This is a genomic window from Solwaraspora sp. WMMD406 (assembly GCF_029626025.1).
Lineage (GTDB): Bacteria > Actinomycetota > Actinomycetes > Mycobacteriales > Micromonosporaceae > Micromonospora_E.
Genome location: NZ_JARUBF010000001.1, coordinates 77,889 through 93,200 on the forward strand (window position 1 = coordinate 77,889; position 15,312 = coordinate 93,200).

Genomic DNA, 15,312 nt, shown 5'->3' on the forward strand with positions numbered 1-15,312 from the left:
CCGTTAAACGGCCCTGTGGTACTCGTTCAACCCCAGACGAGCAAGCGGCAGCGCACACGGGGTGTTGTGTCGATGCCAGACAATCGGCCGATCCTGGTGCGGGGGCGTGTAGTGAACGCGGCCGGCACGGCATGGATGCAGTCCTCGATGATTTCCTACTTCATCCCTGGCGCCCACATTCGGCTCAGTAGTGACCCGGGGGCAGGCTTGTTACCTGTACCGTTCGAAACTCGGCCACGGGCGCTGACGTGCGATTTTGTCGCGATGGGATCGATGAATGGCGTCATACTGCTGTCGACGACGCGCCAGTCAGCTCAGCCCAGCCATGACGCGCGAGCGTCGTTGTCAGGTGTTCGAGTACGCGGTCGGCGCAGTCGGGGCCTTCTCCATCGCCGTAGAGCCGGTGGTACGACTCGCCCCAGCGACCGTCGGTGCTGTCCCCGACTACCTCTGCAACGTGTCCCGCGGTGACGGCCGGCATGAGTAGCGCGGCCAGTTCCGGGACGTCGTGGTCGGGGCAGCCGCCCCGGTGGCACCAATTCTCGCCCGGGCAGGTGAGGTTGACGCGGTGGACCGTGTCGACGTTGTCGGTGCCGTCGGCGGACCGTGTCACGACGAGGACGTAGCTGTGCAGCGGGCTCGGCACACCGACCAGGCCCTCGTCCGGGTGCATTGCCCCGCCGTATACGAACACCACGACGCCGCTGCGCCGTTCGTCTGCCCAGCCGGCGATCGCGGCGTGTGCGAGCGCAAGAGTGGCTGCGTTGTCGCCGGGATCCCAGGTTTCCAGCGCCCAGCGAGGGCTGTGGCGCCAGTCGCCCGCAGCAGCGAGGGCATCAACGACGACCTCGTACCGTTCCGCCGAGTTGTCGATCACCGGCAGCCCACCCAGGGTCGGACTCGTGGCGAGCAGTTCGGAGGCCACGCCTCGGTCCTGCGCGGCCGACACCGGTTGAGCCGCTTCGGGCGACCACCAGCGCACGTCGTCGGGGACCAGTGACTCGTTGGCCGTCGCGTCGATCGTGATGGTTGCGGCTGGCGCGCCGTCCACGAGGCCGAGGAACGTGAATAGTGCGGACTCCCATTCGCCGATGCCGCCGGACGCCATGGCCAGTTCCGGGCGTTCCTGTCCGGCGGCGGGGAGCATGATGGTCACCGCGCCGAGCTCGGGCAGGGCGGTGATCAGCAGCGGCCGGTCCGGCTCGCGCTCGTCCTCCAGCAGGCTGACCCCTGCTGCCGTCATGGGTTGCCGTCGCGGTCGACACGCGGAATCCACGCTGGTCGCCGCTCCTGGCGCCGCCGGATTCTGCCGACCTGCGTCAGCAGCTCCTGCTTCGACGGGTGGGAACGCAGAAATCCGTCCGCTGCCGGTCGGACTAACGCCTCAAGGTCGGACTTTCGGAGTTCCGCGGGGTGTTCCGGCAGGTCGATGAACACCTCAGGAACTGCCGACTGTGCCAGCCGTGCCTGCACCGCGGCGGTGAACTTCGCACGGAAGTCGCCTCTGGTCTGCTCGAACGCCTTCCTGACCGGCTCCAAATCAACATGATCCCCGGCCACGATCTCCAGCATCGACAGCAGCTGTTCGTTCTGCATGAAGGCGTTGAACACGGTACGACGATAGAGGACCGGCACGGTCGTCAGTTGTCCCCCTAACGACGCTGCCGGACTCCGTGTGCCTACGGCCTCGCGCATCCAACGGTTCTCCCCCGCAGTTCCCAACACTCGTCATCGTGCGCGGAAACTCGGCAAGCGGAAGACGACTGCAGCCCGAGAAGCTCGGCACCGCTACGGGCGCGGCTGCGCCCTGCTGGGGCCTATCCACCGCTCTCTTCGTGTATGTGACGTCCCGCAGGACCCCGGGTCTTTGATCTCGTCAGCCGGGAGTCCTTCACGTCGCGCCGGCTGCCGTGCGGCCCGCCGGCGTCCCCAAGCCAGTTGAAGAAATATGACACAAGGTGTCAGGATTCGGGTGGAGCATAGGTTCATCCGTCGGCGCCGGTGACAGGCGCGGACCACGGCACAGACAGGAACGGAGAGACAAGGACCTCCATGCGCGAAACCCCAGAAGATCTCGAAAAGCTCCAAGCCCTCCTTGACGCCTCCCTCGCCGGCTCCACCTCCCACCTCCGCTCGATCATCAACACAGAGCGCACACTGAACGCGGAGCAACTCACCCAGGTCCTCACCGGCATGTGCACCCTCGCTCTGGCGAGCGTGACGGCGAAGGGTGAGCCGCGGATCAGCGGTGTGGACGGGCACTTCCTGCGAGGCAAGTGGTATTTCGGCACGGCGCGCGACGCCGCCAAGGCGCGCCATCTCGCGGCGCGACCCGCCGTCAGCGCGGCACATATGCGCGGTGAGGACCTCGGCGTCTTCACGCACGGCAAGGTGGAGATCCTCAACCCCCAGAACGGCGACCAGGCCACGGACTGGCCGGACGTGCTCGCGTACTTGAAGGACTTCTACGGCGACGACTCCTTCGACTGGGACAACGACGTTGTCTACTACCGGCTACATCCGCACTGGATGACCGTCTATGCGCCAGACATCGCAAAGCTCACCGTGGCCTCCCAGCCCTGACCCCAGGGCCTCGGCAAAGTCGTGGGGGTGTCCTTTTGACCGGGTTGGAGTAGACGCGCCGGTTCTGGGAGCAGCGAGACGGGCATGACCGCTTCGGAAGATGATCAAGGTTCCTACACCAGTTGATCCCACCGAAGTGAGCCATGCCCGCGTCGCCATCATCGCTGATCCGTTCCCTGTCGTCCGCACCGGCTTCCCTCGCCGGGCAGTGCCCGCCACCGGGACTGCTCCACGCGCTGGCGACACTGCCCGACCCGCGAGCACGCCGGGGTGTACGCCACCAGGTCAGCGTGGTCGTCGCCGCGGCGGTCTGCGCGGTACTGGCCGGATGCCGCTCCTACACGGCGATCGGCGAATGGGTCACCGACGTACCCGCGACCACCATCGCCGAACTGGGCATCGACGCCGGCCGCCGACCGTCGGAGGCGATGATCCGCCGACTGCTGCAGGCCCTCGACGCCGACCGCCTCACCGCGCTCACGGGCGCGTGGCTCGCCGCGAGAGGGACACCACCACGCGCGATCGCGGTCGACGGCAAGACACTGCGCGGGTCCCGCACCACCCACACGACCGCCCGGCACGTCCTCGCCGCCAGCGACCACGCCACCGGGATCGTCCTGGCCGGCACCGACGTCGACGCCACGACGAACGAGATCACCCGCTTCGCCCCACTGCTCGACCAGATCGGCGACCTCCGCGACGTCGTGATCACCGCCGATGCCCTGCACTGCCAACGTGAACACGTCACCTACCTGGCCGAACGCGGCGCGCACTGGATCCTCACCGTCAAGGGCAACCAGCCCGCCCTGCACACCCGACTCGCCGGCCTGCCGTGGAAGGCCGTTCCCGACGCGCACCGCGACACCGGCCGGGGCCACGGCCGCAGGGAGATCCGCGCACTGAAGGTCCTGACCCTCTCGACCGGCATCGACTTCCCCCACGCCGCGCAGGCCATCCAGGTCCGACGCCGCCGACACCGGCTCGACCAGCCGAAACGCTTCACCACCGAAACCGTCTACGCCATCACCGACCTCCGCGTGCACCAGGCCCGTCCCGCCGACCTGGCCACCCTCATCCGTGGGCAGCGGAGCATCGAGAACCGCGTCCACTGGGTCCGTGACGTCACCTATGACGAGGACCGGTCCCAGATCCGTACCGGCACCGGACCACAGGTGATGGCGGCCCTGCGGAACACCGCGATCGGACTCCTACGCACCGCCGGCGCCACCAACATCGCCGCCGCCAACCGCGCCAACGCACGCGACAGCACCAGAACGCTCCAGCTCATCGGCCTCACCTAACGACTTTGCCGAGGCCCTGGCCCTGACCCAGAGCACGGGCCAACCGATGCGCGTCCAAGGCCCGGTTCGAGTGCGGTTTCGGCGGTGTGGAGTTGGGTCGACCTTGCAGGTGCCGAGAGTTTCATTCACGCTGGTCAGGCAGGTCAGGGACACGGGCCGCCTCGGCGAGGCAGCAGCGGGTACGACCCCGGCGCTCGGACCATGCACCCGCCACCGGCAGCGGCGAGCGTGGTGCTCCATGGGTGCTCGAACGTCGGAAAACCAGCACGGACGCATCAGGACCCGGCCGGAGTTCGTGGCTTCCACGAGCCACCGAGCTTGTTCACACATGTCGATGACGAGGCCCCGCATGGCCGGGACCTGGGCGGACACACCAGGATCGGGCCGGACTGAGCTGGTTGCCGTCGGACCGTACGAGGGCTAGAGTCGAAGTAGGATAAACTCATCTGTCTGTTTTGGACTACGGATCAGAAGGTTAGGGGTTCGAGTCCCTTCGGGCGCGCGAGATCAACAGGGGTCTGACCTGCCGAAACGGCAGTCAGGCCCCTTGCTTATTTCGTCCCTTGTGGTCGGTTGGGTGCTCGGTGGGTGCTCGTGCGACGAGCATCCCTCACGTCCCAGCCCGGTCCGGACGCAGGTGGTCACGTCCGGCGGGTTTTGATCATGACGGGGTGGTCAACCGTCGGGGTCCGGATGCCGGGACGGCGTATCCGGGCCTCGGCGTGGGCTGGCGCTCGGCATGCGAGTCCGCCGGATAGCGGATGTCCCGGCAGCGCAGTGACGAACGCCGACGCGTCCTACTCGCCGATTAATCGACGGCCTGCGATCAACCGAGACTGTGCCAGAACCCGAACCACCTGACCGTTGACAGCCGGGCGGGGTCAAGGCTGCAAGTTAGTTCGGATCTCAGCAATCAAAGGTCGTGACCCGGACGGACGATGTTCCGGCACCCGGAGACGATCTCCATGACGACCAGCACGTACAGACGGCGTAGCCACGCAGTGTCGACGTGGATCAAGTCGGCGGCCAGCAGGCCGTGGCCTGGGTACGCAGGAACCTTCGCCAGGAGGTGTCGGTGTCGCGGGGTGCGGTGGCCGAGACGACCGTGTGCCAGGATTCGACGGATGGCGCCGAGGCCGACGCGGCGGCCGGAGTCCGAGCAGTTCGCCGTGGATTCGTGGATGAGGTCGGCGACCGGCTGCTCGTTGGCGTGGGTCGCACCGCCTTTGGCAGGGTACAGGGTGCCTGGACACCCGGTGGGCACGCGGAGGTGCCCACCGGGACCAGTTGAGTCAGTACAGGTAGGGCCAGGCGGCCGCGTCGTAACCGATTCGGTTGATGCCGAGCAGCGCCGAGCCGTTGTTGGCGTAGTAGTGGTACAAGAGGTAGTCGCCGTCGCTGTCGGCGAGGACCGCCTGGTGACCGGGGCCGTTGATGCCGCCGTGCGAGGCGAGAATCTGCGTACCACCGCCGGAGAGCATGTCCCGGCCGGCGCGGTCGACGAACGGACCCGTTGTGCTGGCCGACCGGCCGACCATGACCCGGTATGTGCTGTCGGCGCCCTGGCAGCAACGGTCGAACGAGACGTACAGGTAGTACCAGGCACCCCGCTTGACCATCACGGGTGCCTCGATGCCGGGGCCGTAGTTGGCGAGACTGTGCAGCGCCGTGCCGAGCCGCCGCCCGGTGGCCGGGTCGATCTGGATCATCTTGATGCCCGACCAGAACGAGCCGAAGCTCAACCACCACCGGCTCTGGTCGTCGACGACGAGGTTCGGATCGATCGCGTTGAAGTTGTCCGAGGTGCGCGACTCGATGACGAGGCCTTCGTTGGTCCAGCTCCCGGACGCACCGGTGGTGCTCGTCGCCAGGAAGATCGCCGATCGGTTGGAGCCGAAGGTCGACGCCGAGTAGTACAGGTGGTAACGGCCGTTGCGGTAGGACAGGTCGGGGGCCCACAGATTCCGTGCCCCGCCGGTGTACGTAGTGGTCCACGGGGCGCCGGCGGGGAAGACCGTGCCGGCGTTTCGGAAGGTGACCCGGTCGGTGGAGGTCTTCAGCGCGACGTTGTCCCCGGTGTGTGCGACGAGGTACGTGCCGTCGGGTCGTTTGACCACCGTGGGGTCGTGGACGCCGACGTCCCCGGAGACCCTGCCCGGCTGAGGATAGGCCGGCGGTGGTGTCCCGGTCGGCGGAGTTGGCACGGTGGTGCCGCCGGGTGTGGTGGGCGTCGTACCGCCCAGCCGGATCAGCTGCCACTGCTGGTTGGCGCCGTCCAGATCCGCATACCCGGCCAACCGGCCACCATCCGCCGTCGACCACTCCCACACATCAATGACCTTGCCCGACTGCCGGTTCACGAACCGCACGAAACCACCAGCCGAATCCACCAACCTGAACTGCTGCGTGGCCGACCCCCGATCAGTGCTCTGCACCAACTGGGTCCCGTCCGCCGCGCTCGGCAACTCCAGCACCTTCCCACTGTGCCGCGACCGCACCTTGTAGAACCCACCACCAGCATCCACGAACTGCCACTGCTGCACCGCAAGATCATTACGCGCCCACTGATTCACCGGCGCGTTCTCCGCCGTCGACCAGTTATAAAGATCCATCGCCTTACCACTGTTCCGGTTCACAAACACATACGACGCCGACGTGTCCACGGTCGCCGCCGACGCCACCGGCAACCCGAACACCACCCCCGTACCCGCCAGCGCCAACACCGTCGCACCCGCGACGACCCCCACCCGCACACCGCGCCACCGCGAACCCACCCGCGGCACCTGATCCAACATGGTCATCGAAACCTCCTTCATCAATCAGCGCGGCGTTACAGAAGGTGACCCTGTGATATGCAGGTGACCGAGCACCGCGCCAGGAGCGAAGCTGTGGTTTTCCGGATCACGCCTATCAAATCGACCAGAACGGATGGTCGAGGCGCGATCACAGGTGACGGTGCCGAGGGCCGGACACCGCCGTGGTCTCCGCCAGTGCCCCGGGGCCGGCGTCGCGCACCCGCGTCTCCGGCCTCGGGCGTTCCGTTCAGTAACAGATCTGGAACGTGGCGTCCGCGCGATCTGCCGCGCTCGACGAGTTGCTGAGCGGGTCGATGCGTAGAACGTAGTTGGCGTGGCGGATGTGGTAGTTGGGGAAGTTGTGCGAACGGAACGAACTCCATCCGGCATCCGCTAGTCCGTCGGTGCGATGGAAGGTGGCGTCGCCGGCGAACACGGTGGAGCCGTCGTTGGTGGCCAGCCCTAGGACATAGTTGTTGTGCCTCAGGTACTGACCGGGGTAGTTGACCGACTCGAACGACACTCCCGAGGAGTTCGCCAGGCCGGGCCGCAGGTGCCACTGGGCGTCGGCGTAGGGGTCGAACGGATACGGGTCGATCCGTACCGCGTGGTTGGCGTGCCGGATCAGGTAGTCGGGGAAGTTGTACGACTTGATCCGGTTCCAGGTGGGTGCCCCCCACCGCGACAGCAGCGCCGCCTGCTCGGCGGCGGTGATCGGCGCGATGGTGGGATGCTTGGCGTTGAGCGGCTGAGTGTAACGTTCCTTACCGAGTGGCGTCCAGCTGTTGCTGTTGATGTCGTCGCTGCGCCACACGTACAGTTCGCCGTTGTTCGGGGAGAACGAGTCACCCCAGAGAAACCATTCGTTACGGTCATTGGCTTTGACTACGATGGGTGCCTCGATCCCACCGTTGACCACACCGCTGGTGTACGTTCCTCGATCGAAGCTGCGCGGGGCGAGGCTGTTGGACCGGGCGCCGTAGAGCCGGCCGTCGGCGAAGCTCTTGTAGTACAGGTAGTTCGTGCCGTTGCCGACATGCATGGTGGCGTCGAGTACGTCGAAGCCCGGGTCGAAGTACAGCTGGTGAGCGCTCACGGTGCGGAAGTCGGTGGTGTAGTTGACGTAGAAGGCGTCGCGGTTGCCACTCCTGGCGGAGTACAGGATCCCGTACTGGCCCCGCGAGGCGTCCCAGAACGCCTCCGGTGCCCAGGTGTGGGTCGGCATCGTGTGCATCCGCACCCGCCGGTAGCCGGTGAAGCTCCGCAGGTCAGGAGAGTCCCAGATGTGGATGTACTGGTTCTGCTGGGTGAAGTCCTTGCCGTTGAGGTCGGTGGCGAGCACCACGAAAGTATTGTCCTGCTTGCGCATGATGAACGGGTCGCGCAGACCGCCCGTGCCGGCGTTGGGCCTGACGACCGGGTTGTTCTGGTTGAGCGGGGTCCAGTACAGACCGTCGGTGCTGACAGCCAGGTGCAGAGCGTAGTTGTCGGCCAGCGACGAGGGCGACTCGGTGAAGTAGCCCATGACGTAACCGCCGTAGGCTGGAGCGGCCCAGGCCGGAGCAGCGCCGCGGAATGAGATGCCGATGCCGGCCACCACCGCGGCGGACGCTCCGGTGGCCAGCAGGGTGCGTCGAGAGACCATGTAGTTACTCATTTCCGGCCCGGCGGGGCGGGCCCTGGTGCGGGGATCTGAAAGGACGTGTGGCCCGGAACCGACGGGCCGGTCATTCACCCGAGGGAGCGGTCAGGGTGACCCCGAGCCGGACAGGTGCGCCGAAGTTGGGGGTACCGTCCGCGTTCCAGGTGAACTTCTGGGCCCTGGTGGACCGGTTCATGTCGCAGCCGCCGCCGGCGGAGTCGTTGGCGTGGTAGACGATCCAGTCCTCGGTGCCGTCGGGTGACTTGAAGAACCCGTTGTGCCCCGGTGCGTAGACGCCGTTGGCGTCGTTGCGCTGGAACACCGGGTTCGGCGCCTTGGTCCAGTGCCCTGGGTTGAGTGGGTTACTGCCGGTGAAGGTGAGCAGGCCGAGCTTGTAGTCCGGTCCCCAGCAGGCACTCGCCGAGTAGACGATCATGGTGCGCCCGTTGTGGTACAGCGGCTCCGGCCCTTCATTGACCGGATGGGTCTGGCGCTCCCAGGACAGGGTCGGGGAGCTCAGTCGCACCCGCGCGCCGCTGAGTGTCCACGGATTGCTCATCGGCGTGATGAACAAGCTCTGCCCATAGCTGCCACCGGGGTTGTACGTCCCTATCAGGTAGAGCCGGTTGTTGACCGTCAGGATGCTCGCGTCGAGCTGCCAGTCGCTACCCAGGTCGGCCTTGAACGTGTAGGGACCCATCGGGTCGGTACCGACGCTCTCGAGAACATGCAGCCGTTGCGTCGGGTTGAAGTCGGCCACGTTCTGGCCTGCGGTGTAGTAGAAGTACCACCGTGGTCCGTTCGGCCCGTTGATCAGGTGGAACTCCGGTGCCCACATGTTGCAGCAGCCATTGGGACGGCCAGCCAGGTTGAAGATCACCTGTTCCGGGGCGGTTGCCAGCCCGGCGAGGGTGGTGGACCGGCGCATGGTGATCGTCGAGTTCCACGTCGTCGTCGCCAGGTAGTACACGCCGTTGTGCACCTGGAGCCATGGGTCGGGGCCGTTACGCTTGATCGGATTGGTGAACGTCCGGATGGTCCCACCCCCCAGCCGGATCAGCTGCCACTGCTGGTTGGCGCCGTCCAGATCCGCATACCCGGCCAACCGGCCACCATCCGCCGTCGACCACTCCCACACATCAATGACCTTGCCCGACTGCCGGTTCACGAACCGCACGAAACCACCAGCCGAATCCACCAACCTGAACTGCTGCGTGGCCGACCCCCGATCAGTGCTCTGCACCAACTGGGTCCCGTCCGCCGCGCTCGGCAACTCCAGCACCTTCCCACTGTGCCGCGACCGCACCTTGTAGAACCCACCACCAGCATCCACGAACTGCCACTGCTGCACCGCAAGATCATTACGCGCCCACTGATTCACCGGCGCGTTCTCCGCCGTCGACCAGTTATAAAGATCCATCGCCTTACCACTGTTCCGGTTCACAAACACATACGACGCCGACGTGTCCACGGTCGCCGCCGACGCCACCGGCAACCCGAACACCACCCCCGTACCCGCCAGCGCCAACACCGTCGCACCCGCGACGACCCCCACCCGCACACCGCGCCACCGCGAACCCACCCGCGGCACCTGATCCAACATGGTCATCGAAACCTCCTTCAATGAGTTCGACACGAACCTCGACATCGACGCATGATGCACTGCGGTCGATGCCCTTTCGAATGGAAGCCCCAGCGCCACAAGGGACTTTCTGTTCCACCGAATCGACCGTCTGCGGACCGTGCATACCTGCCTGGCGTCCGACAGGAGTATTACGCCCGCGTTACAGCGATTGTTCACGCTAACATCGAGACTTGTCAAGCATCATCGCCTGCCATTCGGGTCGATATTTCAGGTAGCGTCACTGTCCGTGAGCCCATCGAGCGTTGTCACACAGAAGGCGTCTGGCAACGGTCCGTAGAGGGCTGGCGCAATGGCGGGCGCCGTCCGGCACAAAGGGTGCCAGGCGTGCCCGCTGCCGTCGGCCCGATCACCGACGGTTGGTCTCAATTGTCGCTCGGCCCGTCCGTGGATCGGATCGGCGCGCAGCGCAGGGCCGTCCAGGACACCGGCGGCAGCACGATCCGTACACCGCCCGTGTGTGTCGAGACCTGCCGGTTACTGCGCAGCCCCACGCGGTCGGGACGTTGTGCGGTGTTGGTGGCCCGAATGTCGTCGTCGTGCAGAGTCAACGCTTCTACACTCCAGGCTCCCGCGCCGAACCGACTCAGGTCGATCGTGAGTTCCACCGGCCGGGTCTGGTCACGATTGACGACGAACACCGCCACGTCGTCCGTCGCCGCGTCGTGGGTGGCGACCGCGTCGACCACCGGAGCAGCACCGTAACGGTCCGTCTGGTACGTGGGGCCGTCCACCACGGTACGCAGAACGTCGCCGCGGGCCAGTGCGGCCGTTCGGGCGAACGGGTGGAAGATGGTCTGCCGCCAGGCCGGCCCACCGGGTTCGGTGCGGATCGGGGCGATCACGTTGACCAGCTGGGCCTGACACGCGGCGGTCACCCGGTCGCTGTGACGCAACAGGGAGATGAGCAGATTGCCGACCACCACGGCGTCGGCGACGTTGTACTCGTCCTCGATGACCCGTGGGGCGACCCGCCAGTCGTCGACCGGCGGCTGGTTCTGAAAGCGGGAGAGATACCAGACGTTCCACTCGTCGAACGACAGTTGGATCTTCTTCTTGCTGCGCAGTCGGGCACCGATGCTGTCGGCGGTGGCGACGACGCTGTCGACGAAGTGGTCCATGTCGGTGGCGCAGGCCAGGAAGGACCCGACATCACCGTCGTGTTCCTCGTAGTAGGCGTGGCAGGAGACGTAGTCCACCAGGTCATAGGTGTGTCCCAGGACGGTGGCTTCCCACGCGCCAAACGTCGGCATCGTGGAACTGGAGCTGCCGCAGACGATCAGTTCCAGGTCCGGCTCCGCCGCGCGCAGCGCCCGGGCGGTGGCGGAAGCGAGCTGCCCGTACGCATCGGCACTCTTGTGACCAAGCTGCCACGGACCGTCGAGTTCGTTGCCCAGGCACCACATCCGGATGCCGTACGGCTTCTCCGCGCCGTTGGTCCGTCGCAGGTCCGCCAGATGGGTGCCGCCGGCATGGTTGACGTACTCGTGGACGTCGAGAGCCTCCTGCACCCCCCTGGTGCCCAGATTGACCGCGTACATGATCTCGACGTCCGCCTTGTCGGCCCACCGGACGAACTCGTCGATGCCGATCTCGTTCGTCTCGATGCTGCGCCAGGCGAGGTCACGGCGGCGCGGACGCCGGTCCATCGGCCCAACCCCGTCCTCCCACCGGTACCCCGAAACGAAGTTGCCACCTGGGTAGCGGACCATCGTGACGCCGAGTTCGCGGGTCAGGGCCAGGACGTCGGTCCGAAACCCGTGCGCGTCGGCGGACGGGTGGCCTGGCTCGTAGATGCCGGTGTAGACGCACCGTCCCATGTGCTCGACGAAGGTTCCGAAGGTGCGGCGGTTGACCGGGGCCACGGTGGCGGCCGGATCCAGGGTGAGGTGAGCAACATGCATGGATGTCCTTGTCGGAACGGTGGTCGCGGCGTCACCGGCGCCCACGGTCGGCGGGTGCGTCATCTGAGGGCGCCGATGGTCAGGCCGCCGCGCCAGTAGCGCTGCAGCAGCAGGAACGCGGCGATGAGCGGAACGATCGCGACCAGCGAGCCGATGACGATGACGTTGAACAGAGCTGGTCCACCGTTGCCGATGGTCGCCGACAGGTACCAGGACCGCAGGCCGACGGTGAGCGGGTAGAGGTTCTGGTCGCTGAGCATCACCAGCGGCAGGAAGAAGTTGTTCCAGCTCGCCACCATGGTGAACAGCAGGACGGTGACCAGCGCCGGTCGCATGGCGGGCAGCGCCACGCTGCGGAACACCCGGAACTCCCCCGCGCCGTCGATGCGGGCGGCCTCGAGCATCTCGTCGGGCACCGAGTCGTGGGCGTAGACGCGCAACAGGTAGACCCCGAACGGGTTGAGCAACGACGGCAGGATCACCGCCCACATCGAGTCGACCAACCCGGCCTCGGCCATCAGCAGGTACGTGGGCAGGACCAGGGCCGTGGCCGGCACCATGATGAGGCCGAGTAGCAGCGCGAACAACGCCTTGCGGCCCGGAAAGCGCAGCTTGGCGAAGGCGTAGCCGGCCAGGGCGGCGATGGCGGTGGCCCCGACGCCGCTGGTCACTGCGTACAGCGCCGAGTTGCCCATCCACCGTAGGTAGAGTCCGTCGTCCTGGGTGAACAGCAGCCGGAGATTGTCGACCAGGTGCAGATCGGCGAACCAGAGCGGCTCAGAGCCGAACAGTCCGTCGTTGTCCTTGGTCGCCGCGACGAGCAACCACCAGAACGGCAACAGGAAGTACGCCACGAACAGCGCCATCACCAGGTGGGTGCCGACCGTACCTCGACTGATCCGCGCCACCGGCGCGGCGGCCGTCGCGGGTGGCGGGCTCATCGCAGCGAACTCCTCTTACGCGTGGCGAACAGGAAGATGTAGGAGCCGATGAAGACCACCGCGCCGAGCAGGAAGGAGATCGCCGCCGAGTAGTTGTACTGCTGGTACGAGAACGCCTGGTTGTAGGCGTAGACGTTGGGCGTGTAGCTGTTGGTGATCGCGCCGGGGTTGAGTGGCTGCAGGATGAGCGGCTCTGTGAAGAACTGGAGGGTCCCGACGATCGTGAAGACGGTGCACAGCACCAGGGCCGCGGAGATCATCGGTGTCTTGATCCGCAGCGCGATCTGCACCGCTCCCGCCCCGTCGATCCTCGCCGACTCGTAGATCTCCCGGGGCACGCCCTGGAGCGCGGCGTACAGCACGATCATGTTGTAGCCCGCCCACTGCCAGACGACGAGGTTCCCCAGGGAAGCCAGGACGGTGTCGCCCGCGAGAAAATCGACTCCGGCGAATCGAAACGGCCCGGTGTTCTGGCTGTAGAGAAACCCCCACATCAGCGTGCCGATGACCACCGGTACGGCGTACGGGACGAACGCCGCCAGCCGCAGCATCCGGGCGAAGCGTGAGCTGACGCCGTCGACCAGCAGGGCCAAGACCAGGGCGAGACCGATCATCACCGGCGTCTGCACGAGCCCGAAGACGAGCACCCGCGCGACCCCCGAGCGGAACTCCGGATCAGCGAAGGCCTGGCGGTAGTTGTCGAACGCGGCGAACACCTCGCCCTGCACCAACGTCGAACGGTACAGACTCAGCTTGAACGCGTACGCCATAGGTAGCAGCAGGAACACGACGAGCAGCGCCGCGAACGGTGCGACGAACAACCATCCAACAGCCGCCTGCCGGTCGAACCGGCGACGGGCGGCCGTCCAGCGGCGGACGCCACCGGGCGCGGTAGGCCCGGCGGCCCCCGTGGCCACCGGGTCGGTGGCTACGGAGACGGGTCGGATCTGGCTCATTGGGAGACCTGGAATCCTTGATTCGACGCGTACGTGACAAGGTTCTGTTGAACCGTGTCAAGTGCACCCGGCCAGGAGGTGCTCTCTTCCACCGCCTGTCCTACCGCAGTGGTCAACTGACTGAAGCTGTAGCTGTTGAACGGGCTCCACTGAAACTCCTCGATCCCGTTGTATGCCGGAACGAAGACCTCGTTGACCTTCTGCCCGCCGAAGAACTCGTACTCCTTGGTGAGGAAGTAGTCCCACTCCAGGATCGGTGTGGCGGTCGGGAAGAGAAACGCCTCGTCGATCCCGATCTTCCAGGCGTCCTTGTCGACTCCGAAGATCTCCATGGCGACCCGGGTGGCCTGCTCAGGGTGCTCCGTCTGGTCGGTCACGGCGAACGACGAGCCGCCCCAGTCACCCTGGGCGTCCTCGCCGGCGCTCCACTGGGGCAACGGTGCCGCACGCCACGCGCCGGACGTCGTCTTCGCCACACTCGCCAGGTAGCCGGGACCCCATCCAGCCGCCAGGTAGGTCGCGTACTTCCCGCTGCCCAATCCGTTGTAGAAGTCCGTCGTTCCGTACGCGGTGGTGTCGGCCAGGCCGGCGTCGACCATGTCTTCCCAAAACGACATGACTTTCTTCGCAGGGCGACTGTTAACGTTAACATCGATAAGGTGTGGGTCAGCCACGTCGTATCCGAACGGCCGAGCGCCGGCCTGCCACATCAGTCCGGTCATGAAACCACCGTCGTTCGCCCCGAAGTCCGTCATGTACTTGTCGGGGGCGGCAACCTTCAGCCTCTCCGCCTGCTCCCTGAATTCGGCCCAGGTCGTCGGCATGGTCAGTCCATACTGTTCGAAGATATCCTGCCGGTACAGCATCGCCATGGGCCCGGCGTCGACGGGAATCGCGTACACGGCCCCACCGTTGCTGACCTGCTTCCATGCCCAGTCGACGTAGTTGTCCTTGAGATCGTTGGCCCCGTACGCGCTCATGTCGACCAGGTGCCCGGTGAGCTGGAAGGTCGGTAGCTCCTGGAACTCGAGCATCACCACGTCGGGCGCGCCTGTGCCGGCCTTCAGCGCGGTCTGCAGTTTCGTGTACTGGTCCTGGCCGGTCCCCGCGTTCGTCCACTCGATTTTGATATCCGTGTGCGTACTGTTGAACAGGTCCACGACACCCTGGAACGCCGGATACCACGCCCACACCGTGATCGTGACCGGCCCGTCCCGTTCCTCGCCGTCATCCGAACCGCACCCCGCCAGCAACAGGGCGACGACCACCACCGTCGCGACCAAATGCCGGCGTCCTAGACTGAAACCACTGGCACTCACTGAACTCCTCCGTCGGAGATCGACTGCTTTCGCAGCCGATGCATGTGTGTGCCACCGGGCCGGTCACGGTGCTGGCACACCGCGACCGGCCCCTCAGAGCACGATGTGTCCCGGGTGGCACACGTCGCGACCCGCACCGGCAGCACATTCATCATCGTCTTTGCAGCGCTGCAAGACAGCATGCACCCGCCATCGATGGACGGCAAGGGGTAACCTGTTGGAAACCTGC

General features: G+C 66.1%; 11 protein-coding genes. 2 read left to right on the forward strand and 9 right to left on the reverse strand.

All coding sequences use genetic code 11. The features are described from left to right. Positions 1 to 283: 283 nt before the first annotated feature. A complete protein-coding gene (locus tag O7632_RS00330) occupies positions 284 to 1,243 on the reverse strand; it encodes a hypothetical protein (protein WP_278110363.1) in 960 nt (319 codons plus the stop codon). Further along, positions 1,240 to 1,611 (reverse strand): hypothetical protein, encoded by a 372-nt coding sequence (locus O7632_RS00335; protein WP_278110365.1) that lies wholly within the window; start codon positions 1,609 to 1,611, stop codon positions 1,240 to 1,242. The genes O7632_RS00330 and O7632_RS00335 overlap by 4 nt, the downstream gene beginning before the upstream one ends. Before the next feature lie 441 nt (positions 1,612 to 2,052). Between O7632_RS00335 and O7632_RS00340 the strand changes: the two genes are divergently transcribed. Both O7632_RS00340 and O7632_RS00345 read left to right on the forward strand, forming a co-directional pair. Then, positions 2,053 to 2,583, forward strand: coding sequence for a pyridoxamine 5'-phosphate oxidase family protein (locus O7632_RS00340; protein ID WP_278110366.1), 531 nt, complete (start codon positions 2,053 to 2,055; stop codon positions 2,581 to 2,583). 143 nt (positions 2,584 to 2,726) lie between these two features. Continuing rightward, positions 2,727 to 3,884, forward strand: a complete 1,158-nt coding sequence (locus tag O7632_RS00345; RefSeq protein WP_278110368.1) for an ISAs1 family transposase — start codon at positions 2,727 to 2,729, stop codon at positions 3,882 to 3,884. Between the two features lie 1,292 nt (positions 3,885 to 5,176). On the opposite strand, the gene O7632_RS00350 is transcribed toward O7632_RS00345, so the two are convergent. The 7 genes from O7632_RS00350 to O7632_RS00380 all read right to left on the reverse strand — a co-directional run bounded on the left by O7632_RS00350 (position 5,177) and on the right by O7632_RS00380 (position 15,083). Beyond that, on the reverse strand, positions 5,177 to 6,685 hold the full coding sequence (locus tag O7632_RS00350; RefSeq protein WP_278110370.1) for a family 43 glycosylhydrolase: 1,509 nt from the start codon (positions 6,683 to 6,685) through the stop codon (positions 5,177 to 5,179). A gap of 241 nt (positions 6,686 to 6,926) precedes the next feature. After that, on the reverse strand, positions 6,927 to 8,324 hold the full coding sequence (locus O7632_RS00355; RefSeq protein ID WP_278110372.1) for a glycoside hydrolase family 43 protein: 1,398 nt from the start codon (positions 8,322 to 8,324) through the stop codon (positions 6,927 to 6,929). Positions 8,325 to 8,406: 82 nt separating this feature from the next. Next, positions 8,407 to 9,924, reverse strand: coding sequence for a family 43 glycosylhydrolase (locus tag O7632_RS00360; protein WP_278119743.1), 1,518 nt, complete (start codon positions 9,922 to 9,924; stop codon positions 8,407 to 8,409). A gap of 404 nt (positions 9,925 to 10,328) precedes the next feature. Continuing rightward, a complete protein-coding gene (locus O7632_RS00365) occupies positions 10,329 to 11,867 on the reverse strand; it encodes an alpha-N-arabinofuranosidase (protein WP_278110374.1) in 1,539 nt (512 codons plus the stop codon). A gap of 59 nt (positions 11,868 to 11,926) precedes the next feature. Next, positions 11,927 to 12,808 (reverse strand): carbohydrate ABC transporter permease, encoded by an 882-nt coding sequence (locus O7632_RS00370; protein WP_278110375.1) that lies wholly within the window; start codon positions 12,806 to 12,808, stop codon positions 11,927 to 11,929. Next, positions 12,805 to 13,764 carry a sugar ABC transporter permease gene (locus O7632_RS00375; protein ID WP_278110377.1) on the reverse strand — a complete coding sequence of 320 codons (960 nt, stop codon included), beginning with the start codon at positions 13,762 to 13,764 and terminating at the stop codon, positions 12,805 to 12,807. The genes O7632_RS00370 and O7632_RS00375 overlap by 4 nt, the downstream gene beginning before the upstream one ends. Further along, entirely contained in the window at positions 13,761 to 15,083 is a 1,323-nt protein-coding gene (locus O7632_RS00380) for an extracellular solute-binding protein (RefSeq protein WP_278110379.1), read from the reverse strand. Before O7632_RS00380 ends, O7632_RS00375 begins: the two co-directional genes overlap by 4 nt. Between the last annotated feature and the right edge of the window lie 229 nt (positions 15,084 to 15,312).

Bases quoted from the DNA above. Each gene is read 5' to 3' on its own strand.
- O7632_RS00330 (WP_278110363.1), bottom strand. From the start codon at position 1,243: ATGACGGCAGCAGGGGTCAGCCTGCTGGAGGACGAGCGCGAGCCGGAC.
- O7632_RS00340 (WP_278110366.1), top strand. From the start codon at position 2,053: ATGCGCGAAACCCCAGAAGATCTCGAAAAGCTCCAAGCCCTCCTTGAC.
- O7632_RS00345 (WP_278110368.1), top strand. From the start codon at position 2,727: ATGCCCGCGTCGCCATCATCGCTGATCCGTTCCCTGTCGTCCGCACCG.
- O7632_RS00350 (WP_278110370.1), bottom strand. From the start codon at position 6,685: ATGACCATGTTGGATCAGGTGCCGCGGGTGGGTTCGCGGTGGCGCGGT.
- O7632_RS00355 (WP_278110372.1), bottom strand. From the start codon at position 8,324: ATGGTCTCTCGACGCACCCTGCTGGCCACCGGAGCGTCCGCCGCGGTG.
- O7632_RS00360 (WP_278119743.1), bottom strand. From the start codon at position 9,924: ATGTTGGATCAGGTGCCGCGGGTGGGTTCGCGGTGGCGCGGTGTGCGG.
- O7632_RS00365 (WP_278110374.1), bottom strand. From the start codon at position 11,867: ATGCATGTTGCTCACCTCACCCTGGATCCGGCCGCCACCGTGGCCCCG.
- O7632_RS00370 (WP_278110375.1), bottom strand. From the start codon at position 12,808: ATGAGCCCGCCACCCGCGACGGCCGCCGCGCCGGTGGCGCGGATCAGT.
- O7632_RS00375 (WP_278110377.1), bottom strand. From the start codon at position 13,764: ATGAGCCAGATCCGACCCGTCTCCGTAGCCACCGACCCGGTGGCCACG.